At 64.5% G+C, this 26,565-nt stretch carries 23 protein-coding genes, 1 rRNA gene and 2 pseudogenes; 8 read left to right on the top strand and 18 right to left on the bottom strand.

The annotated features are described in order from the left end of the window. Positions 1-196 precede the first annotated feature (196 nt). Positions 197-1,315 carry a YbfB/YjiJ family MFS transporter gene (locus J1M87_RS27905; protein ID WP_206492893.1) on the top strand — a complete coding sequence of 373 codons (1,119 nt, stop codon included), beginning with the start codon at positions 197-199 and terminating at the stop codon, positions 1,313-1,315. On the opposite strand, the gene J1M87_RS27910 is transcribed toward J1M87_RS27905, so the two are convergent. The 11 genes from J1M87_RS27910 to J1M87_RS27960 form a co-directional block, all read right to left on the bottom strand. Beyond that, on the bottom strand, positions 1,225-2,409 hold the full coding sequence (locus tag J1M87_RS27910) for an XdhC family protein (RefSeq protein ID WP_206492916.1): 1,185 nt from the start codon (positions 2,407-2,409) through the stop codon (positions 1,225-1,227). The two genes, J1M87_RS27905 and J1M87_RS27910, sit on opposite strands and share 91 nt — an antisense overlap. 7 nt (positions 2,410-2,416) lie before the next feature. Beyond that, the gene (locus tag J1M87_RS27915) at positions 2,417-3,043 is read right to left on the bottom strand and encodes an SRPBCC family protein (protein WP_206492894.1); all 627 of its coding nucleotides are present in this window, start codon (positions 3,041-3,043) and stop codon (positions 2,417-2,419) included. Next, positions 3,040-3,543: a (2Fe-2S)-binding protein gene (locus J1M87_RS27920; protein WP_206492895.1), complete on the bottom strand. Its 504-nt coding sequence runs from the start codon at positions 3,541-3,543 to the stop codon at positions 3,040-3,042. The genes J1M87_RS27915 and J1M87_RS27920 overlap by 4 nt, the downstream gene beginning before the upstream one ends. Further along, entirely contained in the window at positions 3,540-5,906 is a 2,367-nt protein-coding gene (locus tag J1M87_RS27925; protein WP_307830941.1) for a xanthine dehydrogenase family protein molybdopterin-binding subunit, read from the bottom strand. Before J1M87_RS27925 ends, J1M87_RS27920 begins: the two co-directional genes overlap by 4 nt. After that, a complete protein-coding gene (locus tag J1M87_RS27930; RefSeq protein WP_206492896.1) occupies positions 5,903-6,754 on the bottom strand; it encodes a xanthine dehydrogenase family protein subunit M in 852 nt (283 codons plus the stop codon). The genes J1M87_RS27925 and J1M87_RS27930 overlap by 4 nt, the downstream gene beginning before the upstream one ends. Beyond that, the gene (locus J1M87_RS27935) at positions 6,754-8,184 is read right to left on the bottom strand and encodes an MFS transporter (protein ID WP_241257537.1); all 1,431 of its coding nucleotides are present in this window, start codon (positions 8,182-8,184) and stop codon (positions 6,754-6,756) included. The genes J1M87_RS27930 and J1M87_RS27935 overlap by 1 nt, the downstream gene beginning before the upstream one ends. Continuing rightward, on the bottom strand, positions 8,181-9,440 hold the full coding sequence (locus J1M87_RS27940; protein WP_206492897.1) for an FAD-dependent monooxygenase: 1,260 nt from the start codon (positions 9,438-9,440) through the stop codon (positions 8,181-8,183). The genes J1M87_RS27935 and J1M87_RS27940 overlap by 4 nt, the downstream gene beginning before the upstream one ends. A 1-nt stretch (position 9,441) precedes the next feature. Further along, positions 9,442-10,473 (bottom strand): hypothetical protein, encoded by a 1,032-nt coding sequence (locus J1M87_RS27945; RefSeq protein WP_206492898.1) that lies wholly within the window; start codon positions 10,471-10,473, stop codon positions 9,442-9,444. Continuing rightward, a complete protein-coding gene (locus J1M87_RS27950) occupies positions 10,451-11,344 on the bottom strand; it encodes a carbon-nitrogen hydrolase family protein (protein WP_206492899.1) in 894 nt (297 codons plus the stop codon). Before J1M87_RS27950 ends, J1M87_RS27945 begins: the two co-directional genes overlap by 23 nt. After that, positions 11,341-11,973, bottom strand: coding sequence for a flavin reductase family protein (locus J1M87_RS27955; protein ID WP_206492900.1), 633 nt, complete (start codon positions 11,971-11,973; stop codon positions 11,341-11,343). The genes J1M87_RS27950 and J1M87_RS27955 overlap by 4 nt, the downstream gene beginning before the upstream one ends. A 159-nt stretch (positions 11,974-12,132) precedes the next feature. After that, positions 12,133-13,167 carry a formamidase gene (locus J1M87_RS27960; protein ID WP_206492901.1) on the bottom strand — a complete coding sequence of 345 codons (1,035 nt, stop codon included), beginning with the start codon at positions 13,165-13,167 and terminating at the stop codon, positions 12,133-12,135. A 114-nt stretch (positions 13,168-13,281) separates the two neighbouring features. Here J1M87_RS27960 and J1M87_RS27965 point away from each other — a divergent pair, with 114 nt between their 5' ends. Then, entirely contained in the window at positions 13,282-14,337 is a 1,056-nt protein-coding gene (locus tag J1M87_RS27965) for a LacI family DNA-binding transcriptional regulator (protein ID WP_206492902.1), read from the top strand. On the opposite strand, the gene J1M87_RS27970 is transcribed toward J1M87_RS27965, so the two are convergent. From J1M87_RS27970 to J1M87_RS27985, 4 genes are read right to left on the bottom strand one after another with little or no spacing between them, the layout of a single operon-like run. Then, entirely contained in the window at positions 14,308-15,231 is a 924-nt protein-coding gene (locus tag J1M87_RS27970; protein ID WP_307830942.1) for a PfkB family carbohydrate kinase, read from the bottom strand. The two genes, J1M87_RS27965 and J1M87_RS27970, sit on opposite strands and share 30 nt — an antisense overlap. Next, entirely contained in the window at positions 15,228-16,694 is a 1,467-nt protein-coding gene (locus J1M87_RS27975; RefSeq protein WP_206492904.1) for a cytosine permease, read from the bottom strand. Before J1M87_RS27975 ends, J1M87_RS27970 begins: the two co-directional genes overlap by 4 nt. Before the next feature lie 29 nt (positions 16,695-16,723). Continuing rightward, complete coding sequence (locus tag J1M87_RS27980; RefSeq protein WP_206492905.1) at positions 16,724-17,725, bottom strand: ADP-ribosylglycohydrolase family protein; 1,002 nt, start codon at positions 17,723-17,725, stop codon at positions 16,724-16,726. Positions 17,726-17,757: 32 nt separating this feature from the next. Continuing rightward, a complete protein-coding gene (locus J1M87_RS27985; protein WP_206492906.1) occupies positions 17,758-18,495 on the bottom strand; it encodes a GntR family transcriptional regulator in 738 nt (245 codons plus the stop codon). 274 nt (positions 18,496-18,769) lie between these two features. Between J1M87_RS27985 and J1M87_RS27990 the strand changes: the two genes are divergently transcribed. Continuing rightward, positions 18,770-20,521 (top strand): pyruvate dehydrogenase, encoded by a 1,752-nt coding sequence (locus tag J1M87_RS27990; protein ID WP_206492907.1) that lies wholly within the window; start codon positions 18,770-18,772, stop codon positions 20,519-20,521. Positions 20,522-20,638: 117 nt separating this feature from the next. Continuing rightward, positions 20,639-21,343 carry a tellurium resistance protein gene (locus J1M87_RS27995; protein ID WP_206492908.1) on the top strand — a complete coding sequence of 235 codons (705 nt, stop codon included), beginning with the start codon at positions 20,639-20,641 and terminating at the stop codon, positions 21,341-21,343. On the opposite strand, the gene J1M87_RS28000 is transcribed toward J1M87_RS27995, so the two are convergent. Further along, on the bottom strand, positions 21,344-22,411 hold the full coding sequence (locus J1M87_RS28000) for a DNA polymerase IV (protein WP_206492909.1): 1,068 nt from the start codon (positions 22,409-22,411) through the stop codon (positions 21,344-21,346). Between the two features lie 34 nt (positions 22,412-22,445). Between J1M87_RS28000 and J1M87_RS28005 the strand changes: the two genes are divergently transcribed. Beyond that, positions 22,446-22,874: a hypothetical protein gene (locus tag J1M87_RS28005; protein WP_206492910.1), complete on the top strand. Its 429-nt coding sequence runs from the start codon at positions 22,446-22,448 to the stop codon at positions 22,872-22,874. Here J1M87_RS28005 and J1M87_RS28010 read toward each other — a convergent pair. Then, the gene (locus J1M87_RS28010; RefSeq protein ID WP_206492911.1) at positions 22,868-23,860 is read right to left on the bottom strand and encodes an isopenicillin N synthase family oxygenase; all 993 of its coding nucleotides are present in this window, start codon (positions 23,858-23,860) and stop codon (positions 22,868-22,870) included. The two genes, J1M87_RS28005 and J1M87_RS28010, sit on opposite strands and share 7 nt — an antisense overlap. An 87-nt stretch (positions 23,861-23,947) precedes the next feature. On the opposite strand from J1M87_RS28010, the gene J1M87_RS28015 reads away from it, so the two are divergent. The 3 genes and pseudogenes from J1M87_RS28015 to J1M87_RS28025 all read left to right on the top strand — a co-directional run. Next, the gene (locus tag J1M87_RS28015; RefSeq protein ID WP_206492912.1) at positions 23,948-24,616 is read left to right on the top strand and encodes an SIMPL domain-containing protein; all 669 of its coding nucleotides are present in this window, start codon (positions 23,948-23,950) and stop codon (positions 24,614-24,616) included. A 66-nt stretch (positions 24,617-24,682) separates the two neighbouring features. Beyond that, a pseudogene (locus J1M87_RS28960) lies at positions 24,683-24,763 on the top strand (DUF2071 domain-containing protein); the annotation flags it as partial. Positions 24,764-24,815: 52 nt separating this feature from the next. Continuing rightward, positions 24,816-26,012, top strand: a pseudogene (locus tag J1M87_RS28025) (adenylate/guanylate cyclase domain-containing protein); the annotation flags it as partial. Positions 26,013-26,440: 428 nt separating this feature from the next. Here J1M87_RS28025 and rrf read toward each other — a convergent pair. Then, positions 26,441-26,557, bottom strand: a 5S ribosomal RNA gene (gene rrf, locus J1M87_RS28030). Positions 26,558-26,565: the final 8 nt, after the last annotated feature.

Raw genomic sequence — 26,565 nt, forward strand, 5'->3', positions numbered from 1 at the left:
TTCCATGCCGGCCGGGGGGCGAACTACGTCTGCGAGGTGTTTCGGCCGATCCAGCAACGGGGGTGGCGTCGGTGGCTCGGGTCCGGTTCGACGTCGTTCTCACACTGCGGTGTCGCGGGCAGAGGAACAACTCGCCGGCCGGCGACTCGCGGCGATCCAGTACCGTTGACCCGGCTAACGATCTACGGAGGTCAGGATGAGTGGGCGTCGAGTGTCGTTCGCTGCCGCGGCCGGGCTCGCGGCGGCGATGGGTGTCGGGCGATTCGTCTTCACACCGCTACTTCCCATCATGGTCGACGCAGCCGAGGTGACGCCGAGCAGCGGAGCGGTCATCGCGACCGCGAACTACGCCGGCTATCTCGTCGGAGCGATCGCGCTGTCCGTACGTCCCTCGATCAACACGACACTATCGTTCAGGCTGTGGACAGTGGTCCTCGTCGCCAGCGAGTTGGCGATGGCCGCAGCGCATTCCACCATCGCGTTCTCGGCACTGCGGTTCGTGGCTGGTCTCGCGAGTGCCGCGATCTTCATCGCTTGCGCGAGTACCGTCACCGAACATCGAGCCGCCGGTGCCTCACCGGGCATCGCGTTCGGCGGAGTCGGCGCGGGCATCGCGGCGTCGGGAATTTTGACTCTGGTCCTCGGACCGCACCTGTCCTGGCAGGCGCTGTGGGTGTGCTCGGCGCTCCTGACAGCCATCCTCATCGCCCCGGCGTGGACGCTGCAGGTGCATTCCGAGGCCGCAACGCGGGCTGTGCCCGGCGATATCGATCGCCGGCCACCGGCCGCGTGGCGGACATTGCTGTTCGCGTACTTCCTCGAGGGTCTCGGCTACATCGTCGTCGGCACCTTTCTGGTGGCTGCCGTCGGTGGTCACGGCAGTACGACGGTGGGCCCGGTGGTGTGGATCGTCGTGGGGCTCGCCGCGATCCCGGCGACGGTACTGTGGCAGGCGATCGCCCGCCGAGCCACCCTGCGGAGCGCTCTGGTGGCAGCCTTCGCACTGCAGTCCATCGCCGCAGTTCTGCCCGCTCTGACGGCGAACCCCGTCGCCTCTGTGTTGTCGGCTCTGTTGTTCGGCGGAACGTTCATGGGCATCACGATGCTGACGATGGCCATCGCGCAGACACTTCCCGTAGGCCGTTCTGCAGCAACACTGACTGCGGTCTACGGGCTCGGGCAGGTGCTCGGCCCACTGGTCGTCGCGCCTGCCATCGGCGACTCCTATTCGATCGCGTTCGCGATCGCGACAGCAGTGCTGATCCTCGGAACTGCAGGCGCGGTGCGGGTATCGCAGTCGATCACGCCTCGCTGAGCCGCATCGGCACTGCTGTGTAGCGGACCGTTGCCGTCACGCAAACGTCCACCGGCTCGCCCGTTCGAGTGCGCCACGATTTCGGCGACGATCGAGAGCGCTGTCTCTCCCGGCGTGCGCCCGCCGAGATCGAGACCGATGGGTGAGGACAACCGAGCCAGCGCGTCGACGCCGATTCCTGTGGCCAGCAAGCGTTCGCGTCGGTCCTCGTGTGTTCGACGGCTCCCCAACACCCCGATGTAACCCGCCGGGGTGCGTACCGCGACGTCCAGCAACGGAACGTCGAACTTCGGATCGTGTGTCAATACGCACAGCGCGGTGGTGCGATCGATCAGGCCGGCTTCCCAGTGCGCAGTGAGGTATTCGTGCGGCCAGGCCACGACCACGTCGTCGGCATGCGGAAACCGTTCGGCCGTGGCGAAGATCGGCCGCGCATCGCACACGACGGTGCGGTATCCCACGATTGCGGCCGCCTGGGCAACGGAATCAGCGAGATCGAGTGCTCCGAAGACGAGCAGCAGCGGCGGAGCCGGAAACGATCGAACGAATATCTCGACGGCTCGGCCGTCGACGTTCACTTCTCGCAGGCCGGATACGCCGTCCCTCAACATGTCTCGGGCGATGACGCCGGCCTGCGTGTCGAGTGCAGGGTGGCCGAGAGTTCCTGTCGCCTCACCGCCGCCGAGCACGAGGTGACCGCTTGCCGCCGCGACGGTCACCTCGGCGACGGCGGATCGAGACATGACCCGCATCAACAACTGTGCGAAGTGCGGGCGAGTCTCGGCGTCGATTCGTTCGACCACGACGTCGACGGTTCCTCCGCAGGTGAGGCCGATGGCGAACGGGTCGTCAACCGCGGCCCCGAACCGCAGCCGATCCCCGACTCCGACCGTCGCCGCCGACACCGCTGCATCGAACACCGCGCTGTCGACGCACCCTCCGGATACACCGCCCAGAGCTGTACCGTCGCATTCGACTGCCATGACTGCACCCACATCACGGACGGTGCTGCCGGATGTCGAGACGACGGTGGCCAGGCCGAAGGGCCGTCCGCTGGAGAACCAGGCGTCGAGGGTGGCTGCGAAGTCCAGCATCACGGCCCTACCGTCGCCCGAAGGCCCTGGACACCAGCCAGCCCTCGACCATTCCGGCGAGGAAGATGCCCGCGATCGGTGCGTATTTGCGCATCGGTTCGGGGAGTAGGATCATCGCGTTCAGTTCGCCGCCCATCGGGCTTGCAACAGCGGTACTCACCGCTGCAGGCGTGGTTGGATCGGTTGTGGCCGAACCACTGAGCAGTGCTCCGAGATTGACGGCGAACTGTTGGAGCACCTTGTTCGAGACCGCGACGATCGCGCCTTTTCCGAACGAGACGATCTTTCCGCTGATCACCAGATCGGTGTTCAGGGTCAACCGCGAACGGTCACCGATCGACTCGACCGCGAGATCGACCTGGGCCTCGGCGTCACCGTTGCCGTGCGAGTCCGCGCCCTTGGCCTCCAGGGTGAGCGTGCGGGTCTCGGCGTCGACCTCGAGGAATCTGATCGTGCCTGCATACGACGCACTGATCGGGCCGACTTTGACCTTGACTCCACCGAGGTAGGTCTCGCCGTCCTTACCGGTGATGGCGGCCCCCGGTACGCACGTGGCCACCTTCTCGACGTCGTTGATCAGTCGGAAAACTTCCTCGGCGGAGGCGTCGATGTCGAGTGTATTGGTCAGTATCACTTACGAACTCCGTTCACACAGCCGGCGCAGCGGCGCTGCTCGGCGCACGAGTCGATGGCCTCGACTATGGTTTGGTACCCGGTACAGCGGCAGTAGTTCGACGCCACCACCTCACGGATCTGTTCCTTGGTGGCATCGGGGTTCTCGGCGAGGTAGCCCTCGGCCAGCATCAGGAATCCCGGTGTGCAGAAGCCGCATTGCAGTCCGTGGTGGTCTGCGAATGCCTGCTGCAGATCGTTCAATGCACCGTCGACGCCGAGTGATTCGACGGTCTCGATCTGTGAGTTCTCCACCTGCGCTGCGAAGGTCAGGCACGCGCGGGCCGGCTTACCGTCGATCAGCACGGTGCAGGCGCCGCACACGCCGTGCTCACAGCCGACGTGGGTTCCGGTGAGCTGCAGATCGTGCCGCAACACGTCGACCAGAGTACGGCGTGGTTCGGTGATCACCTCACGGACAATGCCGTTGACGCTCAGCTCGATCAGTTGCTTGTTGCTCATGGCCTTCCCTTCGCCAATGCCGCCTGAACTGCCACGGGGGTGATCGGCGTGTCGTTCAGTTCGACTCCGGTGGAACGTAATGCGTCGTTGACGGCGTTGAGTACGGCGGCAGGTGCACCGATCGTGCCACCCTCACCTGCTCCCTTGGCACCGGATTCGGTGAACAGGCAGGGGGTTTCGAGGTGATGGATCTCGATGTCCGGGATTTCGCAGGCAGTGGGCACTTTGTAGTCGATGAAGCTGGCGCACAGAGGATTTCCATGGTCGTCGTACGACACCTGCTCGAACAACGCACCGGCGATGCCCTGGGCGATCCCGCCGCGGCACTGCCCCTCGACGATCTTGGGGTTGATGGCGACGCCGCAGTCCTCGACGCACGCATATTTCAGTATCTCCACCCGGCCGGTGCCCTCGTGCAACTCCACGACGACGCCGTGGGTGGCGTTGGAGAACGTACCGTCGTTGAACACGTCGAAGCTGGCCGTCGCGGACAGTCCTGGATCGACACCTTTCGGTAGCAGTTGCGCCTTCAGGTACGCGACGTCGGCGATGTCCCGGTACGTGACGTACTTCGAGTGGTCGTCGCGCTGACGGACCCGCCCCGATGCCAGCTCGACGTTGTCGTCACGGGTCTCGAGCAGGTGCGCCGCGATCTCACACAGTTTGTCTCCCAGTTTGTTCGACGCCAATGCCACAGCACTGCCACCGATGGTGATCGAGCGGGAGGCGAACGACCCGAATCCGTAGGTGATGCGGTCGGTGTCGCCCTGCACGATCTTGACCTGGTCGACCGCGATGCCCAGTCGGTCGGCGACGATCTGCGCCATCGTGGTCTCGTGACTCTGCCCGTGGCTCATCGTTCCGGTGGTCACGACGACGGTGCCGGAGGTGTCCATCCTGACCTCCGAGATGTCGAACCCGGGTACCACGTTCATCTTTCGGGCCGCGAAGGCGCTGCTGCCGTATCCGGTTCGCTCGCTGAAGCACGAGTATCCGATGCCGATGTGTCGGCCCTCAGCGGTCGCCCGCTCCTGGAAGTCGTACCACCCACCGTCTCGTAGCGTCTGCTCGCACAAGTTCAGCGCCTCGAGGTACGAGCCCGGGTCGTAGGTGATGTTGTTGACGCCGGTGTACGGGAAAGCGGTGATGACGTTGCGCCGCCTGATCTCCACTGCGTCGAGCTGCAGTTCAGGAGCCGCTCGCTCGAACAGTCGCTCCATCACCATGACGTACTGCGGCCGGGACACCCCGCGATACGGCGCGGTCGGTGCCTTGTTGCTGAACACCGAACGACCCCGCACTCGGTACGCCGGAACCTGATACACCCCCGGCATTTCCGCCGAGGCCATGAGCGGCTCGATGCCCGCTGTGAAGGGGTAGCAGGAGTACGCACCCATGTCGCACACGACATCTGCGTCGACGCCGAGGATGTGTCCCTCGGCGTCGAATGCCGCCCGCACGTCGTACTGCTGTTCGCGTGCCAGGAAGGATGCCGTCAGGGCATCCTTGCGATCCTCGATCCACTTGATCGGGCGACGAAGTTTCAATGCCGCTGCGGCGACGGCGATCTCCTCGCGACCGACGACGCACTTCTGCCCGAACCCACCGCCCATGTCGGGCACGACCACCCGAACCTGACGTTCGTCGAGACCGAGGCACCGTGCGGTGACGGTACGGACCTGGTGCGGGACCTGCGTACAGATGTACATGATCAGCTGCTCGTCGCGGTCGTCCCAGTACGCGATGCACCCGCGTGTCTCGAGCGGAAGTGCGTTCTGGCGGCCGGTCCTCGAGTGCACCGAGACCACGGTGTGCGCGCCGTCGAAGATCTCGTCGATTCCGTCACTGGCAAACATCTGTACGTCGACGACGGTGTTGTTCGGAACCGAATCGTGAACCAGAGGCACGCCCTCGGACATGGCCTGATCTGCGGAGGTGACGGCGGTGCCGGCCCGGTACGACACCCGGGCTGCCTCGAGCCCGTCCTCGACGAGGTAGGCATCGTCGGCGAGGACGATGGCCAGCGGCTCGCCGACGTAGCGGACCACGTCGTGTGCGAGGACCGGCATATCGGTGGGTACGAATTCGCTGAGTGGACGGGACAATTCGGCACGGATCGGCTGCAGGTCCAAGTCCGCCGCAGTGAAGACGCCGCGCACACCCTCGACTCCGGCGACATCACCGACGTCCAGACCGGTGATCGATCCGGCCGCGACGGTGCTGCGTACGAATTGAGCATGCAGCATTCCAGGTATCGCGATGTCGTCGACGAATCGGGCTCGGCCGGTGAGCAATCGCGGGTCTTCGCGGCGTGCGACCGAGGTGCCGACGAATTTCGGCGTGAGAAGCTGATCGACGCTCACGTGGGCACTCCCTGCGAGACCAGTGCGTCACTGCAGGCTTCCGCGACCAACGTGCGCACCAGGGTGCGACGGTATTCGGCGGTGACCATGCCCTCGTCCTCCAGTTCCAATGATTGTGCCGCGGCGTCCGCACAGTCGGCGAACCTTCCACCGCCGGCGAGCACAGCCTCGGCTGCCGGGGATCGCATCGGGCTCGGGCCGACCCCCGCGAGGGCGACGCGTCCGCCGGAGACAGCGACGCCGTCGAGTTCGAGGGAGACTGCTGCGCCCACGATCGCGAAATCTCCCTGCCGCTCGGCGTATTCGGTCACCGCAGCGTGCGGCGCCGGGTTCGGGAACACGATCTCGACGATCATCTCGTCGAACGCGAGATCGGTCGAGTAGTACCCGAAGAAGAACGAGTCGGACTCCACGGTTCGACGCCCCCGCACGCTCTCGACGACGATACGGGCGTCGAGCAGGACGGCGAGCAAGCACCATTCTGCAGTGGCGTCCGCGTGGGCGATGCTGCCTCCGACTGTGCCGCGGGTACGGATCGGGTAGTGCCCCACCCACCGCATGGCATCACGTAGAACAGCGAAGTCCGTTCCCACGTCACCGGATTCGACGTCATGGTGGGTGGTGAGCGCGCCGATGTGCAGGCCGTCCGATTCTCGGCGGATGTAGCGCAGAGCGCTCAGCGCACCCACGTCGACCAGATGCCCCGGCCGGGCGAGGCGGAAGTTCATCATGGCGACCAGAGACTGGCCACCGGCGATGATCTTCGCGTCCTCGCCCAACTCCGCCAGCAGCCGCACTGCACCCGAGACGTCGCGCGCCCGGTGGTAGTCGAACTGTGCGGGCTTCATCAGACCCGGGCCTCGCCTGCTACTACCTCGGCGGGTTCGTCGACGAGTGTGTCCAGTTCGCGTCCCTTGGTCTCCGGTGCGAAATACGCCATCCAGATCACCGCGAACAACACGAAGGCAGTGACGATGCCGAAGGTCAACGGAAGACCCAGGATCGGCCACATGACGGATCCGAAGAGCAGTGGCGCGAAGCCCGTGGCCACCCGACTGACCGAGGATGCGTACCCGAAACCCGAGGCGCGGATGCTGGTGGGGTACAGCTCGGAGACGTAGCAGTAGAGCACCGGGATGGTGAGCTGAATGACGAACCCGAAGATGCCGAGCCAGATCAGCGCAGCCGACTGAATGTCGAGCATGACGGCGAACATGACCAGCGCACTACCCGCGATCGGACCGGACAGCCCGATGACCCACTTGCGGCCGAAGATCTCCACGATGAACGCCGAGGTGAGCACACCGACGATACCGACTCCGGTCATGAGCGTCGTACCGGCGAAAGCTGCGAACTCCCCGTAGCCCTCGGCGCGCAGAATGGACGGCATCCAGCTCAGGGCTGCGTAGTAGAGCAGCATGATCGACACGAACAGCATCCAGGCTGCGGCGGTGATCCGGGGGCTGTAGCGCCAGACCGATTTCAACTGCGTCAGAGCAGCTTTCATCCCACCGGCACCCTTCGGTGCCGTATCCGCGACGATCACGTACTCGACGGCCTCGGATCCGGTGCGTGTCACCATGTCGTCGATGACGGCGCGGGCCTCGTCTTCTCGGCCGACCTTGGCCAGGTATATCGGTGACTCCGGGATGCCGCGTCGCACCCAGAACAGCAGCAGCGCAGGCAGAACCATGAACAGCAGCATGTAGCGCCAGCGAACGTCACCGTCGATCGGGACCAGAAGTGTTGCCACGACGCCGCAGACGGTGGCACCGATCGGCCACCAGACGTCCATCGCGGACAGGATCTTGCCGCGAATGCGGCGTGGTGAGAATTCGCTGACCAACGCGTAGTCCACCGGGATGCAACCGCCGAGGCCGAACCCGGCAAGGAACCGCAGGATGATGAAGATCTCGAAGTTCGGCGCGAAGGCACCGAGGACCGAGAACAGCGCGAAGATCAACAGCGTCAACGAGAATGCACGTTTTCGCCCGACTCGGTCGGCGATCGTTCCCCACACGACGGCACCGACGGCCATGCCGATCAGATTGCCGGTGGCGACGAGCCCGCGCTCGGCCTGGGACAGATCCCAGTAGGTCCCGAGAAGCGGAGTCAAGAAGCCGTTCAGCGCCACGTCCCAGGCGTCGAACATGTAACCCAACCCGCCGATGATGAAGATCTTGCCCTGCACACCCCATTTCCAGGGGAGTTCCTGTACTACCTGATCACCAGTCTTCATCGCAGCCTCCGGCGCGGTGTTGTGGTCCGAAGTGGTCATCGGACGAACGAGTAATGGAATTTCTCGTCGTCGCTGTCGTCGAGCGGAGTACCGCTCCACAGCCAGTCGTACGAGATGTCGGACTCCCCATCGAACGACGCCAGTGTCGCGTCCCGCTTCTGTTGCTCGGGTCCATCGGGTATGTGATAGAAGGTCTTGTTCTGCAGGCTCGCGTCCTGGACCATCCGCGCGTGCCGGGCTCGGCGAAAGACATAGCGCGCCAACGCGTCGTCGATTCCGCTCGAGGTGACCTTCGCGAGTTCCTCGGCGAGCACTGCCGCATCTTCCATCGCCTGCGACGCGCCCTGCGCCTGATACGGCAGCATGGCGTGGCACGCGTCGCCCAGCAACGCGACGCGGCCGTCGGTCCAGCGAGGATCAGGTCTGCGGTAGTAGAGCGCCTGGCACAGCACGTTCTCGTCGGCCTTCGACAACATCGCGTGGGCGCGGTCGTCCCAGTCCGGGAACGTCCCCATCAGTTCCTCGGGCCCGACGAGCCGAGGTCCGCCGTCGCGAACCTCGTCGGTGCACGGTGCCAGCGCAACGACATTGAGATATTCACCGTTGCGAATCATGTAGTGCACCAGGTGTCGGTCGGGCCCGTACCAGATGGTGCTCTGGTATCGGTCGACGAGCCAGCGTGTGGCCGGATCCTTGACGATCCGATCGCCGGGAATGAGTGCGCGGTAGGCCATTTCACCGGAGAACACCAGAGTGTCGGGCAGACCGATCAGATCGCGTACCGTCGAGCGGATTCCGTCGGCTCCGATGAGCAGGTCCGATTCGTATCGCCGTCCCGCTTCGGTGACCGCGACGGGCCGCATCGGGTTGGTCCGGTCGACCTGGACGACCTTCGCGTCGGTCTCGAACACCACGACCGGGCCGGGCCCCTCGGGGTCGAGGCACTGCGCGTGGATCGCAGAGTGCAGGTCTGCACGGTGGTAGTGCCAGTACGGCGCGTTGAAGGTCTTCTTGCAGTATTCGCCGAGCGCGGTGAGAGCGATGACCTTGCCGTTCTCCCAGCGCCTGCGCACCTGATCCATCGGTTCGGTCTTGATCGCTTCGAGCTTCTCGCGCATACCGAGGGCAATGAGGACGCGGCTTGAGTTCGGTGCGGTCTGAATCCCTGCTCCCACCTCACCGAGCTCGGCAGCGGCTTCGAGGACCGTCACCTGGATTCCCCTGTGCCTCAGCGAGAGCGCCGCGGTCAGCCCGCCGAGGCCGCCCCCTGCGACGACCACTTCGATCGGTGCCATGTCAGTTCTCCACCAATCGACCTTCGGTGACGACATCGATGCCGTCGATGGATACGGTGCAGGCACGCATTCCGATGTCGAGGTGTGCGTAGGAGTCTCGGCCGAGTACGGGGTGCGGGCCGGTGGACCACAGGAAGCTGCCGGCGAAAGCGCGGGCGTCCATACCCATGATGTCGTCCTTGCCGTACATCGCGGCAGCGAACCAGTCGCCGGTCTTCATCAATCCCCAGCCCATGTGGGACAGGTAGCGGGCCCACTTGTCGTTGGAGTCGGCGAAGAACATGTTGAGCAGAGCCGCCTCGGCACCGCCGGTGACCTCGTCGATGTGTCCGTTGGTGACGGTCAGTGTCGTCGTGTCGCGGACGAACTCCTTGAACGGCAGCAGGATGTCGCCCTCGGACAACACGATCCGTCCGTTGGAGATCTCCGGCCAACACAGCACCATGGTGGATGGCCAGTGGTCCCAGCGTCCCTTGTCGTCGGCGAAGCCCACCTGGAACTCGGGCTGCGAATTGCTCAGCTGAACGGTGAGATCGGTGCCGGCCTCGTTGGTGATGCGCATGGTCGAACCGTTGCGGATCAGATCCACACCGGCCTGTACCCGTTCCTTGTCCCCGTCCTGCGGCATGTTCCTGATGAGCACGTCCGGCGCGTCGCACACGAAGATGATGCGCGTTCCGGCGGCCAGTATCTCCTGCTGGATGGGGGCGTGGATGAAACCCTCACTGGTCAGATCGACCACGAGATCGGCTCCCTTGAGCATGTCCTGGGCGACCGAACTGTTCATCACCGACACCAGACCGGGGCCGGCACCGGTGTGGGTGCTCGGCATCGGTGCCGGACTGCCGCCGGGAACGGTGGCCGACAGTACTTGTGCGCCCAGGCTCTGGGCCGCCCCGAAGGCAGCCGACACGTAGTCGCCGCGGCTCGAGGGCTCCGCGAGAATCACCACCTGCTCTCCGGGCCGAACTTTGCACAGCTCGAGCTGACGGGTGAACGCGCGCAGGAGATCAGCTGATCGCAGATCGAACATCTCGGTTCCTCTCGTGAGGGTTCTCGGTTGACTCGTTGTCGGTGATTCCGCCCAGGCGGGCAAGGTCTTTCAGATATGGAACTTCGTCGCGCGCGTCGAGCAACTCGCGGCGAGTCACCGTTGCCGACACCGAGCCGACGCTTTCGTCCATCTCGACGATGGTGCGCCCCTGCGGTCCGACGATGACGCTGTGGCCCGCGAACCGTGGGCCGTCCCCGGTCTGTCCGGTGAGTCCGGCGGCTGCGACGACGACGCCGTTCTCGAGTGCTCGGGAGCGGGTGAGCAGTTTCCATACGTGCAAACGGACGTGTCCGAACGCCGACGGTACGGCGATCACATCGGCCCCTCGTTGGACGAGATCGCGGACCGTCTCGGGAAACCCGGCCTCGTAGCAGACCACGACCCCGATGTTGCCGAACGGAGTGCTGACCAGCAGCCCGCTCTCCGCACCGGGCGTGAACACCGTTTTCTCCCGATCCCACAGAAAGCGTTTGTGCCCCAACGCGAGCAGGCCGTCCGGGCCCACGACGAGCGAGCTGTCGAACACTACTCCGGCGCTGTCGCGGAACACGATCGCCGTCACCAGAACCGTATCGGTCTCGGCAGCGAGCTCGCCGAGCGCGACCGAAGTGGGGCCGGGCACCGACTCGGCCAGCGCCTCGACACCGTCGAGATCGTAACCGCTGGCGAACAATTCGGGCAAAACGATGATCTTGGATCCACCGGCGGCGAGCGCTCGCACTTGCGCACTCACTGAGTCGATGTTCTGCTGCCAGGCACCGACCCGCGAACCTGTCTGCACCACGGCGATGTCGAACGTATCGACAACCGTGTCGGTGGCGATGCCGCGCGGACGGGCCGAGGTCGTCACTGCGCCACTCGATTCATGTCGGTGGTGTAGAACGGGCCCGCCAACCTGCCGAGGAATCGGTGTTCGAGTGTGTCGACGTGCAGATCCTCGGTGAGCAACCCTGGCCGGCTGGTCACGGTGGTGACGGTACCGAGCACCAGGGTGTCGGATCCGAGCGCGATTTCCTGCAGAGTCCGGCACTCCAGCGAGACAAGGGATTCGAGGACCGACGGGGCCGCGACGGACAGCGATGGAACTGCCGTCATGTTCGAGAGCTCGAACTCGTCGACGTCCGCATCGACGGTGGCGAAACTCGCGGTCACCGCATTCACGGTCTCGGCGGCCGGAATGTTGACGACGAATTCGCCGGTCTCTCGGATGTTGACCAAGGTGTCCTTGAACTCGCCCGGGAATCCGATGCGCTCGCCGATGGAGATCATCAGCGTGGCCGGGTTCCGCGACGCGACATTGAAGAAACTGAACGGTGCCAGGTTGCGAACGCCGTCACCCGACACCGTGGAGATCCACGCGATCGGACGAGGCTGCACCGCACAGGACAGCAGTTTGTACACCTCCGCCGCCGACATCGAGTCGATGTCGTGGCGGGTGCGATCCGTGAGCTCCAGAGAGTCGCCTACCTGGGAATTCATCGACACGAGCCTTCTTTCGCTTGCTGTGCAACCGGTCGTGCAACCGATTGCGTTGCTCTGACGATAGAGGGATTTCGCGGTCGATGTCGAGCTTTGGGCGACAAATCCGAAACCAATTAATAGCGCCGTTACACGGGCACCGGCTGCGTAACCTGCGCCTTACTCGCCGCGCAACCCGGCCCTGGCCGTGTCGATCGGACTGCCGGTTCGGCGCGGAGGTCCGTACCCCTCCGACGTCCCGTCCACGATGCGCACCTCGTCCTCCCACGGAACTCGGTAGGTTCCGTCGGCCAGATCACGGACGTAGGTGTACGGGCAATCGCGTGCCCCACCGTCGAGCGCGGTGTACCCACGATGGCCCAGTTGATAGATGTTGTTCTCCACTCCCCACCCGCGACGTGCCGCATCGGCCCGGGCCGGCTCGATCGACACGGTCACCACCCGATCGGGTGTGGAGTCGCCGCGCTCGATGATCGTTCCTTCGTAGTCGCACACCATCGCCTCGCCCATCGACGGGATGCCATTGCCGTCCTCTCCCGCCAGACACACCGAACCCGTGTACGCCAGATTATGGAAGGCATTGGCCTCGTTGGTGATACGCCAGGACTGCCGCAGCGGAAACTTGTACCCGGCCGTCCGCAGCAGCACGTTGGCACCGCGGTAACTCGCCTCACGCGCCATCTCGGGGAACATTCCGTCGTGGCAGATCAACAGCGACAGCACCGATCCCTTGGGCCCCGGGCAGACCGGCAGGCCGATATCGCCCGGCTCCCAGGGCTCCTTGGGCGTCCACGGGTGGAGTTTGCGGACGTACAGCGCGATCTCACCTCGGTCGTCGACGATGATTCCGGAGTTGAACGGCGCGCCGCCGGGGTTGCGTTCCATGATGCTGAAGCACCCCCACACGTTCGACTCACGGCAGGCGTCGCGCAATCGCTCCACCTGCGGACCGTCCATGTCACACATCACCTCGTCGGACGCCCACGAGGACTTGCGAAGCCCGTGCAGCGAGTACTCCGGGAACACCACGAGGTCGAGAGCCCCGAACCCGGCCTTGGCCTCGCGCAACTGCCTGCACACACGATCGGTCGTCGCGTTCACATCGTCCATACTCGTGATCAGCGGGACCTGCTGCTGAACCAGGCCGAGCGTGAGCGACGTCGGCGTTGGATTGAGACCACCCAAACCTGTCATCGATTATCCGTTCCTCGAAGGGGCAACTTGTTGCGCAAACGATTGCGCACGGTGCTAGCTTAGGGGTCATCAGGGGTCGGGGCAGCGCCGACGGAGCATCGAGGGGAACCGCCAGTGGACAGCACTACATCGGGAAGCGTCACGCTCAAAACGGTCGCAGCCGCTGCGGGAGTACACGTCTCGACCGTGTCCCGAGCTCTGCGCCGCGTTGCGCTCGACCCGGCCGGTGCCAGCGCCGGAGATCTGCGGCTGTTCGAGTTGGCCCGCGAGATGGACTACGTCCCCAACCCCAACGCGGCGAGTTTGACCACCAAGAAGTCCACCGCGTTCGGAGTCCTCGTCCCGCGATTGACCGACGTGGTGCTCTCGGCGATGTACGACGCTATCGAGGAAACAGCGAACCGGGCCGGCTACGAGACGTTCGTCGCCAACACCCACGACGATCCGATTCAGCAGCGCCGACGCATCGATCTGCTGCTCGGCCGCAATGTCGACGGACTCATCTTCGGCGACGCCCGTCTCGACAGCGAGAACCTCGAGGACCTCCACCGCCGGGGCATCAAGTTCGTCCTCATCAGCCGTCGATACCCGGGCATGACCTCGGTGACGTGCGACGACCATCGGGGTGGATATCTCGCCGGCGAGCACCTGGCCGGACTCGGCCACACCCGAGTGGGGATCGTGTCCGGCCCGGCGTGGGCCAGCACCGGAATCGACCGATTGGAAGGCTGCCGAGCTGCCCTCCGCGATGCGGGAATCGACGTTCCGGACGAGTACGTTCGGGAAGAAGGCTTCGATCCCGAGGCCGGACGACGCGGGGCCACAGCACTTCTGGCATTGCCGACACCTCCGACGGCCATCTTCGCAACCAACGATTTCAGCGCCATCGGAGTCCTCGGTGTTCTGCGCGAAGCGCACTTGCAGCCGGGAAGGGACATCGCCGTCGTCGGCTACAACGACATCTCGATCTGCAGCGAACTGACGGTACCCCTGACGACAATTCACAGTCCGCACCGCGAAATCGGCACACGCGCAGCCGAAATGCTGTTGGCCGTCACTCACGGACTTCCGGTGTCCTCGGTGGCACTCACGCCGACGCTGGTCGTCCGCGACTCCACGGTTCCGGGGCGAAGTGCACCCTCACCCTCCGACCAGCGCGTCGGTACGTGATCGAATCGGGGCCGTCGCCGGTCCACGCTCGGTGACGGCAAGCGCTGCAGCGGCATTCGCCCGCAGCGCCGCCTCGTAGAGGCCCAGTCCGCGCGAAAGTCCCGCCAACAACACGCCGGCGTGCGCGTCGCCTGCACCGTTGGAGTCGACCGCCTTCACCGCGAACCCGGGCACCGACCGGGTCGGCCGACCTGGACTTGCGATCCGGCAGCCGTCCGGTCCGGTACGCAGCACCACCGATGCCCCGGGACGCACCTGTCCGAGCAACTGCTCGGCGATGGAATCGATTTCGGTCGCATCCGTCATGAGCGCACCCTCGCGCTCATTGACACTCACGATGTCGGCCCGGGCTATCACAACGTCCACGACGCGCCGGTCCAGAGTCGCGATCAGCGGCGACGGATCGAACAGGACCAGAACGCCGTCGGGGAGCGATGGGAGCCACTCGGTCAGTGCCGCGGCGTTACTCTCGTGTGCCAACCCATAACCGGTGACGTAGACCAGATCACCGGCTCGAACCGCACTTGCCTCGAGGTCCGCAACGCTCAATTCGGCTTCGGCTCCCGGGTACGTCACGAAGGTGCGCTCGGCATTCGCGTCGACGAGAGCAATGCAGAATCCCGAATCCTTGTGCCGTGGTCGATCATTGACCACGCTTGCCCCACTCGCAGCCAGGGCGTCGCGGACGACCGAGCCGTAGTGACCGGAACCGAACCTTCCCGCGAATACGACCGGAAGGTCATCACGAATGGCGGCCACCATGACATTGAGGCCACCGCCCGCCGTCTCGTTCACCGACGTCGCCACGACGTCTCCGCCCGGAGTCGGGACCTCAGGAACGGCCATCACCACGTCGACGATGACTTGGCCGGTATGTATCAGCCGCGGACTCACCGCGCTACGGCTTCGGTGCGGCGGGCTCCCCCGGTAGCGAGATACAGGCCGGCGGCGACCACGAACGACGCGACCCATCCAAGGCCGTTGTCACCGATCCAGCTGCCCGACAACGGCCCGGTGAAGATGACGTCGCCGTCCACAGCGATGGCAGTGAACAGGAACCCGACGACGATACCCGCTGCCCAGCTCACGAACGCGTACCAATTGACTCCGCCGGAATACCAGTAGCGGCTGGTGTTCCCTGTGTTCATGATCGATGCCGCGTCGTAGGTCTTGCGCTTGATCATGTCGGATATGAACACCCCGAGCCATGCCGTCAGAGGAACCGCGAGAACCGAGATGAAGGTGATGAACGGGCCGTAGAAGCCGTCGGAAATCAGCATGAAGTAGATGGCACCGACGAAGGTGACGAACACGTCGACAGCGACCGCGTAGACCCGCTTGATTCGGAAGCCGAGCGTCAAGGTGGTCAAACTCGCCGAATAGACCGAAAGGTGATTGGAGAGCAGCAATCCCCCGAATGCGGTGATCAGGTACGGAACTGCCATCCATGCCGGAAGAATCTCCCGGATCGCCGCGACCGGGTCCGTCGCGGACGCGAGGCTGTTGTCACCGGCCGAGAGCAGTGCGCCGAGGCCTATCAGGAGTACGAGCGGAATACCCGCACCCGCAGCGCTGGAGAGCACCAACGAACCGGCACCGACGCTCTTGCGTTGGTAGCGCGACATGTCGGCTCCGGCGTTCGCCCAGCCGATACCTGTTCCCGCAGCGATGGTTCCGACACCGATGACCATCGCACTGATCGATCCCGCCGGGGTACTGGTCACGGCGGCCCAGTCGACCGTGGCGATCAAGAAGGCAGCAACGAAGATGTTCAAAGCACCGAAGATCCATGTGGACCAGCGCTGGATGACGAGAATGGCCGAGTGCCCGAGCCCGCTGACGACGAGTGTGAGCACGATGAATACGACAATGGACCCGAGCGTGACGACGGGATGATCCTTGGCGGCGCCGGATCCTCCGAACATCAGAGTGAAGATCGACAGCAACACGAACGCTGCGGTGGTGGTGTTGACGGTTTCCCAACCGAGCCGCGACATCAACGAAACAAGCGTCGGTCCGATGTTGCCTCGGACCCCGAATGTGGCTCGCGACAGGGTGAGACTGGGGGCACCACCGCGTCTCCCTGCGATCGAGACGATGCCGACGATGGCGAAGGATCCAGCTGCACCGATCAGCGCCACGATCAGTGCCTGCCAGATGTTCAGCCCGGTGAACACCACGAGAGTGGCACCGAGCGGCAGCCCCAGGATGGAGATGTTCGCGGCGAACCACACCCAGAACAGCTGCAGTGGATTACCGTTGCACTCGTCCTCCGGGACGGGCTCGATCCCGCGAGTTTCCAGTGTCAGAGCGTCGGCGGCGGTGTCCGAGACGGAGGTGGCGGCGGAAGAGGTCATGGTTGTGCTCCAAAGTGAGTCGAACTGTGTCAGTTCGTATTACGGAGAGCGAGCAGCCGATCGACGACAGGCTCGAGATCGAGCGAGTTGACGTCGACGACCGTTCGGATCGCGTCGCCGGGCCACGCTGCCAGGCCACCGACGGCCCCGCGGACAGCACCTGCTATCGCCGCGATGGTGTCGGTGTCGCCGCCGATGGTGGCGGCTGCGAGTACGACGTCCCAGGGGTCGTCGTACGCAACGGCCAGAGCAAAGGCCGCTACCACTGATTCCTGTGACGCAACGGATGTACCGACGATGTCGGCGACCGTATTCGTGATGTGTCGATCGGTGGTGTTGCCGACCAACTGGACCGCCCACTCGATTCGGGTCGCGATGTCTCCACCGGCAACCCAGTATCCGCGGGTGGCGCCCTCGGCCGCAGCAGCAACGCCGGTGTCGACTGCTTCGGGTAGGTCCGCGCCTGCGATTCCGGCACTGATCGCGCCGGCTACCGCTGCGGCAGAGGCTATTCCGAGGGAAGTATTGTGGGTGACGAAGCTACATCGGTAGATCGCGTCGACGAACGCACTCATGCCGTCGTCCAGCGAGGCTGCGATAGCCGCAGGCGTGATCCGCATGGCCGCACCGTTGGTACTACCGAATCTACCGGCTTCGGTCGGTTCCGAACCGTCGAGAATGCGTTCGACTGCGCGCTTGGTCGACGGACCGAGGAGGTCCAGCGATCCGCGTGCCTTCATTCGCGCTTCCCAAGCGATCAGGGCGTGCGCGAACGCTGACGGATCTACCACACCGCTCCCGTCGATGATCAACTGCGCCAACATGATCGCTTGCTCGGTGTCGTCGGTGATCGAACCGGCAGGCATTCCGTGTGCGATGAACTGACGTGGACCGGCATCGACGAATCCGCGCAACCGGCCGTAGTCCTCGGCAATGTCTTCGCGGCACATCGATTGCGTCGGCATTCCCAGCGCATCGCCCAGAGCCAGGCCGTAGAAGGCCCCGAGGGCGCGATCGCGAGAAGCAGACATCGAAACAGTCCTTGCCGAGAGTGGGTGATCGATCAGGAATTGAATGCGAGGTGGAGCCGAAAGCGGTCGGGCGCGAGCAGGCTGACAACCTTCTCGACGAACCGACCCGATGAGTCTCGACTGACACGAATGCTGTGCAAGTACGGGGTGCCCACCGGCACGTCGAGAACTGCCGCGTCGGATGCGTCGACCGGGACCACCGAGACCCATTGCTCACCGCTGGCGGCCACCAGCCCTGCGGACCTCAAGGTCGCCGTCAGGGAATCCTCCACCAGTCCGTTCTCGGGCAGTGCCGCGAGCGGTCCGAGTGCGGGAATGCGGCTGCGCTCCAACGACACCGGACGCCCGTCAACCACGTGTCTCACTCTGTCGACGGCAACGAAGTTCAGCGTGGACGTACCGGCCTCGGCAGCCAACTCCGGATCGACGATGCGCTCGATGCGGAGGGTACGGGTGTGCATCTCGACGCCCGCAGACGACAGGGCACGAGCCCACCCGTCGGCGGTCTCGATCTGATGCCCGTCGAAGGTGACCAATGATCCTATGCCGCTGCGCTTTTCGATCAGCTTCTGATCTTCCAACTCACTGAGCGCAGAACGAATGGTTCCACGACTGACAGCGAACTCGCGGGCGAGTGCGTTCTCTCCTGGCAAGAACGAACCGGAAGGGATGTCACCGGACTCGATGGTGTTCTTGAGTGAGGCGAGCACCTGATGACGCTTGTGCCGCGCGCGCTCCGATGTGCGCTGGGTCATAGCGGGCTCGGTCATGCCAGTACCGTACATCGCAAAAGTGAACCTGTACAGAGCCTGTTCAATTTAACGAGCGCAGCACACACGTACAGACCCGGTCTTCGATGAGAATCAACCCGGAAAACCGAGACGTGACGTAGATCGCCAGGTGCTCTACCAGCACTTTCCACTTGACGGCCCGTGTGCACGTGCCAAGGATGTTTGACAAGCCCTGTGCGCAGGGAAGGCGTCGCCGGGACGCGTGAGACCCACTCGTCTTCGAACCATGCACACCACATCCGAGGAGAATCCAATGCCCACCACAGTGGCCGATCAACTCGTTCGAGGACTCGTGGACGCCGGCGTCGAACGCATCTACGGCATCGTCGGCGACAGCCTCAACCCCGTAGTAGACGCCGTGCGTCGAACCGGCGGATCGGCCAAAGGCGGCATCGACTGGATTCACGTCCGACACGAGGAAGCCGCGGCCTTCGCTGCATCGGCCGATGCACAGACCACCGGCAGGCTGGCTGTCTGCGCAGGATCCTGCGGGCCCGGCAACCTGCATCTGATCAACGGCCTGTACGACGCACACCGTTCCGGCGCACCAGTACTGGCGATCGCCTCGCACATTCCCAGCAGCGAGATCGGCTCGGGCTACTTCCAGGAAACGCACCCCGATCGGCTGTTCGGAGAATGCTCGCTCTACAACGAGTTCATCTCCACCGCCGAGCAGGCACCACGCGTGTTCCGCGCAGCGATGAACGCCGCCATCACCGGCGGTGGAGTGTCGGTGCTCACGCTCCCCGGCGACATCGCCGAACTATCGGCTGCCGGAACGATGGATCCGATCGCGATACCCACGAAGCCGGTAGTCACTCCGCCGGCAGCAGACATGAAGAAGCTCGCCGACGCCATCAACGGTGCCGAGAAGGTCGCGATCTTCGCCGGCTACGGCGTCAAGGATGCCCACGACGAGGTGGTCGCGTTTGCCGACACCATCGGAGCTCCCATCGGACACTCGTTGCGCGGCAAGGAATTCATCCAGTACGACAACCCGTACGACGTCGGAATGACGGGGTTGCTCGGCTACGGAGCAGCGCATGCGGGAATCCACGACGCCGATCTGCTCATTCTGCTGGGCACCGACTTTCCGTATCAGCAGTTCCTGCCGGAGGACGTCACCACCGCGCAGATCGACATCGATCCGACGAAGCTCGGACGCCGAACATCGGTGCAGTATCCGATCCACGGTGACGTCGGTGCCACACTGAAGGCGTTGCAGCCGTTGGTCACTCGCAAGTCCGATCGGCGCTACGTGGACAAGTGGGTGGACAAGCACAACGATTTGATGGGCAAGACCGTCGGCGCGTATACCCGCAACGCCGAGAAGCTGGTACCCATCCATCCCGAGTACGCGGCCTCGATACTCGACGACCTCGCCGCCGACGATGCCGTGTTCACCACCGATACCGGCATGTGCAACGTGTGGACCGCGCGCTACATCAACCCTACCGGCAGAAGGTCTTTCATCGCCTCGATGCTGCACGGCTCGATGGCAAACGCACTGCCGCACGCCATCGGCGCGCAGTTCGCCAACCCCGGTCGACAGGTGGTCTCGATCTCCGGCGACGGCGGCTTCTCGATGCTGCTCTCGGAACTGCTGACCGTCGCGATGTACAAGCTGCCCGTCAAGATCGTCTTGTTCGACAACTCGACACTGGGGATGGTCAAAGCAGAGATGCTCGTCGACGGCCTACCCGACTTCGGCGTCGACGTTCCCCAGGTCGACTACACAGGCATCGCTGCCGCGTCGGGTATCCACGCACAGCGAGTCGAACGGCCGGAGGACATCAGCGGCGCACTCGAAACCGCTTTTGCGGTCGACGGACCGGCGCTGGTCCAGCTGATCACAGATCCGATGGCGCTGTCGGTGCCTCCCACCATCACTGGGGAGCAGATCAAGGGTTTCGCGCTGGCGATGAGCAAAGTCGTCCTCAACGGCGGCGTCGGCGAGGCGGTTCGGATGGCGAAATCGAATTTGCGCAACGTACCCCGGCCCTAGTCCGCTGCTCGGTCGGTCCGGCGCGGGCACGTCAGCCGTTCGAGCTACGGCTATTCTCGACGGACCGCCCAAACCGGACATCGCGATCCGGAACCAGACGTATCGGAAGGCACCACTATGGCCATCGACTACACCCGCAAGCCCTCGTCCGGGCAGTCCCCTGCACCGCAGGCCGGAGCTCCCGTCAGCCTGAGCAAGGTGACGCTGTCCAAGGCCTCTCCGACGATCAGCCTCACGAAGTCCGGTGAGAAGCAGGGCTCGATGCGGGTGAACCTCAACTGGTCGACCGGCGCACCGGCAGCACAGCCGAAGAAGAAGGGCTTCCTGGCGAAATTGGCCGCGGCCTCGTACGGCAACGGCGGTGTCGATCTGGACCTCGGTTGCCTCTACGAATTGCGCGACGGTTCCAAGGGCGTCGTGCAGGCACTGGGCAACAGTTTCGGTTCATTGCAGGATGCGCCGTTCATCGCGCTCGACGGCGACGACCGCTCCGGTTCGGTCAGCGGCGGCGAGAACATGCACATCAACCTCGCTCATCCGGAAAAGTTCAATCGCATCCTGATTTTCGCGATGATCTACGACGGCGCACCGAACTGGGCTGCAGTCGACGGAGTGGTGACGCTCTATCCCACCAACGGACCGCAGGTCGAGGTCCGGCTCGACTCAGCCGAGAACTCGGCACGAATCTGCTCGATTGCGTTGTTGCAGAATACTTCTGCAGGGATCACGGTCACTCGTGAGGTGGAGTACATCCAAGGCAGCCAGGCCGACCTCGACAAGAAGTACGGCTGGGGACTGCGCTGGGCGGCAGGCCGGAAATAGTCAGCGGGGCTGCGGCGGAACCATTTCCAGTCGGACGCCGATCAAGCGGACCTCACGGCTGTGGTCCAGTCGATCCACCAGAGCCACTGCTGCGGCGGTCAGGGTTGCCGAGTCGAAGGTCGGCGCACCGGCTATCGGTGCGCTGACGGTGTGGGTCTCGAACGGCGCGTAGCGGATCTTCAGTGCCGCCCGAACTGCCGGCCGGTTCTCGGCTTCGATATCGGCCAACACCCTCGAAGTCAAACCGGCGACCTCGTCTCGGATGACCGCCCAGTCGGCGACGTTGGTCTGGAATGTGACCTCACGGCTGTGCGACCGTGCAACCCACGGCTCCGAGGTCACCGGTGCGAGGTCGACGCCTCGCCCTTTCGTACCGAGCCACGGACCGATCTTCGGGCCGAACGCCGCGGCGAGGTCCGCGTCCTCGGCATCGGCCAGTTCTCGGACTGTCGAGATTCCGAGGGCGGCCAGTCTCTTCGAGATCTTCTTGCCGATCCCCCACAGCGCATCGGTACCGCGCTCACCCATCACCTCGAACCAGTTGTCCTGCGTGAGCCGATAGATTCCCTGCGGCTTGTCGAAGTCGGTGGCGATCTTGGCTCGTAACTTGTTGTCTCCGATGCCGACCGAGCAATGCAGCCCTGTTGCGTCGAACACCGCATCGTGCACTGTCTTCGCCATACCCTCGGGGTCGTCGGTCTCCACACCGAGAAACGCCTCGTCCCAGCCGATGACCTCGACCACGACGCCCAACGATCTCAGGGTGTCCATCACCGTCGCCGACGCCTCGTCGTATGCCGGCTTGTCGACCGGGAGGAAGACTGCGTCGGGGATCTTCTTCGCGGCGATGCGCAGCGGCATCCCTGAGCCGACCCCCTTGGCCCGCGCCTCGTACGAGGCCGTCGAGACCACTCCGCGCTCGGACGGGTCGCCTCTGCCGCCGACCACCACCGCCTTGCCCGCCAGATCGGGGTTGCGCAGCACTTCCACGGCCGCGATGAACTGATCGAGATCGACATGCAGTACCCATCGGCGACGCGCTGGTTCGGTTGGGGTGCTCCCGGTCATGGTGTTCAGTGTGCCCGTGGTGTCTCATGACGCCATGACGAAATCGATATCTCGCACCATCGGGCGGGCCCTGTTGGGGGCGTTCCTCGTCTTCGCCGGACTGAGCCACCTGTTCTGGGCGCGTACTGCCTTCGCGGCGCAGGTTCCGTCTTGGGTGCCGCTGAGCACCGACTTCGTCGTATTGGCATCGGGCGTCGTGGAGATTGTGTTGGGCTCGGCGCTGCTGATCTGGTCTGCGCGCGCACCGCTGGTCGGCTGGGTGGTCGCCGCCTTCTTCGTCGCAGTGTTCCCCGGCAACATCTCGCAGTTCCTCACCCACACCGACGCATTCGGCCTCGACTCCGATGCAGCACGAGGAATCCGGTTGCTTTTTCAGCCGCTGCTCATCATGTGGGCACTGTGGTGCACCGGGGCCTGGGCTCGGTATCGTGCGTCCCGACGGCGCCGTGGCGGGCGTCAGTAGGTGGATCGCTGCTCGGCTGGAACGATGCCGTGGTGCAGTTCTGCCACGTCGGGGTGGGCACGCGTCCGGGACTTCCACGCGTTCTCGCCGTAGGTGTCGTAGATCGGATTGTCCGGATCGTTCTCGATGCCGCGCGAATGCTGCGCCAATTCGGGCGGCAGCTCGATGATCGGTATGACGGCGTCGAGGGCGGGACTCAGAAAGTGCGGCACCGATATTCGGTCGGTGCCGAGCTCGGGAGCGAGGACCCGATGCCGCGTCGCCCGTAGGTAGCCGCCGGTCGCCACCTCCAGCAGTTCGCCGATGTTGACGATGAAGGCCCCTGCCAGCGGCGGCACATCGATCCACGTATCGGGAGTCGTCTCCACCTGCAGGCCGGTCGAGTCGGGCTCGACGAGGAGCAGCGTCAGCACACCGGAGTCCTTGTGCGCACCGACGCCCTGCGAGTGATCGGCAGTGCCGGGGTATCGAACGACCTTCATGAGAGTGGCGGGCGCGGTTGCGAACGCATCGTCGAACACGTTCTTCTCAGCTCCGAGGGATTGCGCCCAGTGCCGAAGCAGCCGAAGACCGATGCTCGAGACCGTCCGCTCCCACTGCTCGAACGTCTCCCTGAATCCGACCGGCTGCGACGGCCAGAGGTTGGGGCCCTGAAGGTTCCAGTAACCGTCCGCGCCCTCGATCGCCGGACGCTCGGGCCCGATGTCGACCTGCTCTCGCCAATCCACCCGTCCGTTGGTCAGCTCGCCGCCCACCCGCGAGTAGCCCCGGAAATGGGGACTCTTCAGCTGACTGATCTCGTTCTTGACGTCGTCGGGAACTGCGAAGAACTCGCGTGCCAGACGCAGTACCTCGCTCATCCGCTCGGCCCCGATCCCGTGCCCGACGAGATAGAAGAACCCGGACCGATGCGCCGCGTCGCGCAACGACCGCTGGAACGTCAGCGGGTCGTGGTCGGCCGAGGCGAGGTCGAGAACAGGAAGCATGTTCGTCATTGTCCTCCGCACCCGACGCGCCGGCCAGCAGTGTCGAGTTTCGGTGAATACCGCTGCACGGATGCAAGACTGGACGCTATGAGCCCGGAATCACTCGACATCACCGTCGTCGGTCACGGCGCACGTACCTATCCGCCCGAACAGTGCACCCTGTCGTTGACTGTTCGTACCGACGGACGGACCGCGGAAACCGCCTCCGAGCCGGCCCAGCAACTCGTCCGCGAACTCACGCAGCTGGTGGAGCCGCTGTACAACAGCGATGGCGGCCCCATCGATCGGTGGTCCGTGGACCAGGTGCGTCACTCACGGAACCGCCCGTTCAATCAGGACGGGGAACAACTGCCGTACGTCTACCAAGCCGAGGCCTCGGTGAACGTGCAGTTCAGTCAGCTCGATCTCGTCGATGCCTTCGTGTACGCGGCCTCGGCACTCGATGGCGTGTCGATCGATCACTTCGATTGGGACCTCACCGAATCGAGCAGAATCTCCCACACACTCGCTGTCCGCGAACTCGCCGTGCAGGACGCGGTATCCAAAGCCGAGGCCTACGCGTCGAGCCTGGGACGCACGAGAGTGCATGCTGTTGCGGTTGCCGACCCAGGGCTGCTGCCGGGGATCGGCGCGCACGGTGCCGCCGACTCCTCGCCACGCATGTTCGCGGCGAAGTCGACCCCTGCCGGGTTTGCACTCAAACCCGAGGACATCACGATCACCGCGAGCGTGCACGCCCGATTCGAGGCCTCCTGAACGATGAATCGAGACGATGCCCGACGCCTGTGGCCGCGGCCACCGCTGTTGCCTCGTCCGATCGTCATGGACCAGCGATGGGAACGGTTGGTCTTTCTGCACTGGCGCGTCCCGAGTTCGGTCGTCGCTCCGCTGCTGCCGCACGGGTGTGAGCCCGACACGTTCGACGGCTCATCGTGGGTCGGGTTGATCGGCTTCCACATGGTCGTTGATCCTGTTGACCACGATCGACGGCATCATCGACCCTCAGGCGATCCCCAAGGTCGCGTTCACGATCGCCGCCGGCGGCACGGTCGTCTGCGCGTTCAGCTACCTGCTCAGCGAGTTCGCGCTCCGCCCCATCGCGGCTCGGGCGCTCGAAGCAGGCGATCCACGACGGATCCGTATCGCCGGCGTCATGGGACGGTCGATCCTGTCGTGGTTGTTGGGAACCGGCGTTCCGGTCTCGGGCCTGATGATGATCGCGGTCTTCCGTTTTCTCAGACCGGAGACGAGCGCGAACCAGCTCGCCGTGTCCATCCTCGCGCTCGGCGGAATCACCATCGTCTTCGGATTCGCACTGACTGTCCTCGGCGGCTTCGCCACCACGTCGCCGATCAACAATGTGCGCGCCGGGATGGCCGAGGTGGAGAAGGGCAACATGGATGTCCGCCTTGCGGTGTACGACGGCACCGAGCTCGGTGAGCTACAGAGCGGGTTCAACCGCATGGCCGACGGTGTGCGTGATCGAGAGAAGATCCGCGATCTGTTCGGACGGCATGTGGGCCACGAGGTCGCAGAGAAGGCGCTGCAGTCCGAGAGCGAGCTCGGGGGCGAGGAGCGCGATATCGCCGTGTTCTTCATCGACCTCGTCGGCTCCACCGAACTCGCGTCGTCGCGGCCACCGACCGAGGTCGTCGACCTGCTCAACCGATTCTTTGCCGTAGTGGTCGACGAGGTCGACGAACACGGTGGATTCATCAACAAATTCGAGGGTGACGCAGCACTCGCCATCTTCGGGGCCCCGAACGACATCCCAGACCATTGCGGTTCCGCATTGGCCGCGGCACGGACCATTGCCCGACGCTTGCTGGTCGAGGTCCCCGAGTGCAGCGCAGCCGTCGGAGTCGCAGCCGGCCGCGCGGTTGCAGGCAACGTCGGAGCGAAGTCCAGATTCGAGTACACCGTCATCGGAGATCCGGTGAACGAAGCCGCTCGCCTATCGGAACTGGCGAAAAGCGCTCCCGGAGCAATCCTTTCATCGAAAGCAGCAGTCGACGGTGCCGAGTCCGACGAAGCAGATCGATGGGAATTCGGCGACGCGGTGACGCTACGCGGGCGATCCGCCGAGACAGTACTCGCGAATCCGAAGGGTATCGACATCAACGCCAACGCGGATACTGCCGTCCACGCCTGATCTCCGAGGTTCGCGATCATCGGGTGCCCATCGCGTGATCCGTCGCGTACCCCTAAGTCGCAAAAGCGCGCGCGTTTGCTGAACGCGCGCGGATTGGTGTCGTGTGGGGTGGCGATTGTGCGCGCGTTTGACGATTCCGCGCGCGTCTGTGCCGCGGGGTAAGGGTCGAGGGCGCTCGGGGTGCGTGCAGCGGGTGATCCGTTGCGTGTGCCTGGGTCACTCCGGCCCCTGGCGCAAATGCGCGCGCGTTTGCTGAACGCGCGCGGATTGGTGTCGTGTGGGGTGGCGATTGTGCGCGCGTCTGACGATTGCGCGCGCGTCTGTGACGCGGGGGTGTGGTGGTCGCGGGGTGTGGTGCTGTGGGTGTGGGTGGTGTGGGGTGCAGAAAACCCCCAACCGGTGGTGGTTGGGGGTTTTCTGGAATGTGTGTTCGGCGGTGTCCTACTCTCCCACACCCTGTCGAGTGCAGTACCATCGGCGCTGGAGGGCTTAGCTTCCGGGTTCGGAATGGGTCCGGGCGTTTCCCCTCCGCTATGGCCGCCGTAACTCTGTG

The organism is Rhodococcus sp. KRD162 (assembly GCF_017168335.1).
Classification (GTDB): domain Bacteria; phylum Actinomycetota; class Actinomycetes; order Mycobacteriales; family Mycobacteriaceae; genus Rhodococcoides.

Bases quoted from the DNA above. Each gene is read 5' to 3' on its own strand.
- J1M87_RS27940 (WP_206492897.1), bottom strand. From the start codon at position 9,440: ATGGCACCGATCGAAGTGGTCGTCGCAGGGGGCGGCCTCGGCGGGCTG.
- J1M87_RS27990 (WP_206492907.1), top strand. From the start codon at position 18,770: ATGCCCACCACAGTGGCCGATCAACTCGTTCGAGGACTCGTGGACGCC.
- J1M87_RS28005 (WP_206492910.1), top strand. From the start codon at position 22,446: ATGACGAAATCGATATCTCGCACCATCGGGCGGGCCCTGTTGGGGGCG.
- J1M87_RS27980 (WP_206492905.1), bottom strand. From the start codon at position 17,725: ATGTCTGCTTCTCGCGATCGCGCCCTCGGGGCCTTCTACGGCCTGGCT.
- J1M87_RS27945 (WP_206492898.1), bottom strand. From the start codon at position 10,473: ATGTTCGATCTGCGATCAGCTGATCTCCTGCGCGCGTTCACCCGTCAG.
- J1M87_RS28015 (WP_206492912.1), top strand. From the start codon at position 23,948: ATGAGCCCGGAATCACTCGACATCACCGTCGTCGGTCACGGCGCACGT.
- J1M87_RS27975 (WP_206492904.1), bottom strand. From the start codon at position 16,694: ATGACCTCTTCCGCCGCCACCTCCGTCTCGGACACCGCCGCCGACGCT.
- J1M87_RS28000 (WP_206492909.1), bottom strand. From the start codon at position 22,411: ATGACCGGGAGCACCCCAACCGAACCAGCGCGTCGCCGATGGGTACTG.
- J1M87_RS27920 (WP_206492895.1), bottom strand. From the start codon at position 3,543: ATGAGCAACAAGCAACTGATCGAGCTGAGCGTCAACGGCATTGTCCGT.
- J1M87_RS27995 (WP_206492908.1), top strand. From the start codon at position 20,639: ATGGCCATCGACTACACCCGCAAGCCCTCGTCCGGGCAGTCCCCTGCA.
- J1M87_RS27930 (WP_206492896.1), bottom strand. From the start codon at position 6,754: ATGAAGCCCGCACAGTTCGACTACCACCGGGCGCGCGACGTCTCGGGT.
- J1M87_RS27985 (WP_206492906.1), bottom strand. From the start codon at position 18,495: ATGACCGAGCCCGCTATGACCCAGCGCACATCGGAGCGCGCGCGGCAC.
- J1M87_RS27905 (WP_206492893.1), top strand. From the start codon at position 197: ATGAGTGGGCGTCGAGTGTCGTTCGCTGCCGCGGCCGGGCTCGCGGCG.
- J1M87_RS27955 (WP_206492900.1), bottom strand. From the start codon at position 11,973: ATGAATTCCCAGGTAGGCGACTCTCTGGAGCTCACGGATCGCACCCGC.
- J1M87_RS27960 (WP_206492901.1), bottom strand. From the start codon at position 13,167: ATGACAGGTTTGGGTGGTCTCAATCCAACGCCGACGTCGCTCACGCTC.
- J1M87_RS27935 (WP_241257537.1), bottom strand. From the start codon at position 8,184: ATGACCACTTCGGACCACAACACCGCGCCGGAGGCTGCGATGAAGACT.
- J1M87_RS28010 (WP_206492911.1), bottom strand. From the start codon at position 23,860: ATGCTTCCTGTTCTCGACCTCGCCTCGGCCGACCACGACCCGCTGACG.
- J1M87_RS27910 (WP_206492916.1), bottom strand. From the start codon at position 2,409: ATGCTGGACTTCGCAGCCACCCTCGACGCCTGGTTCTCCAGCGGACGG.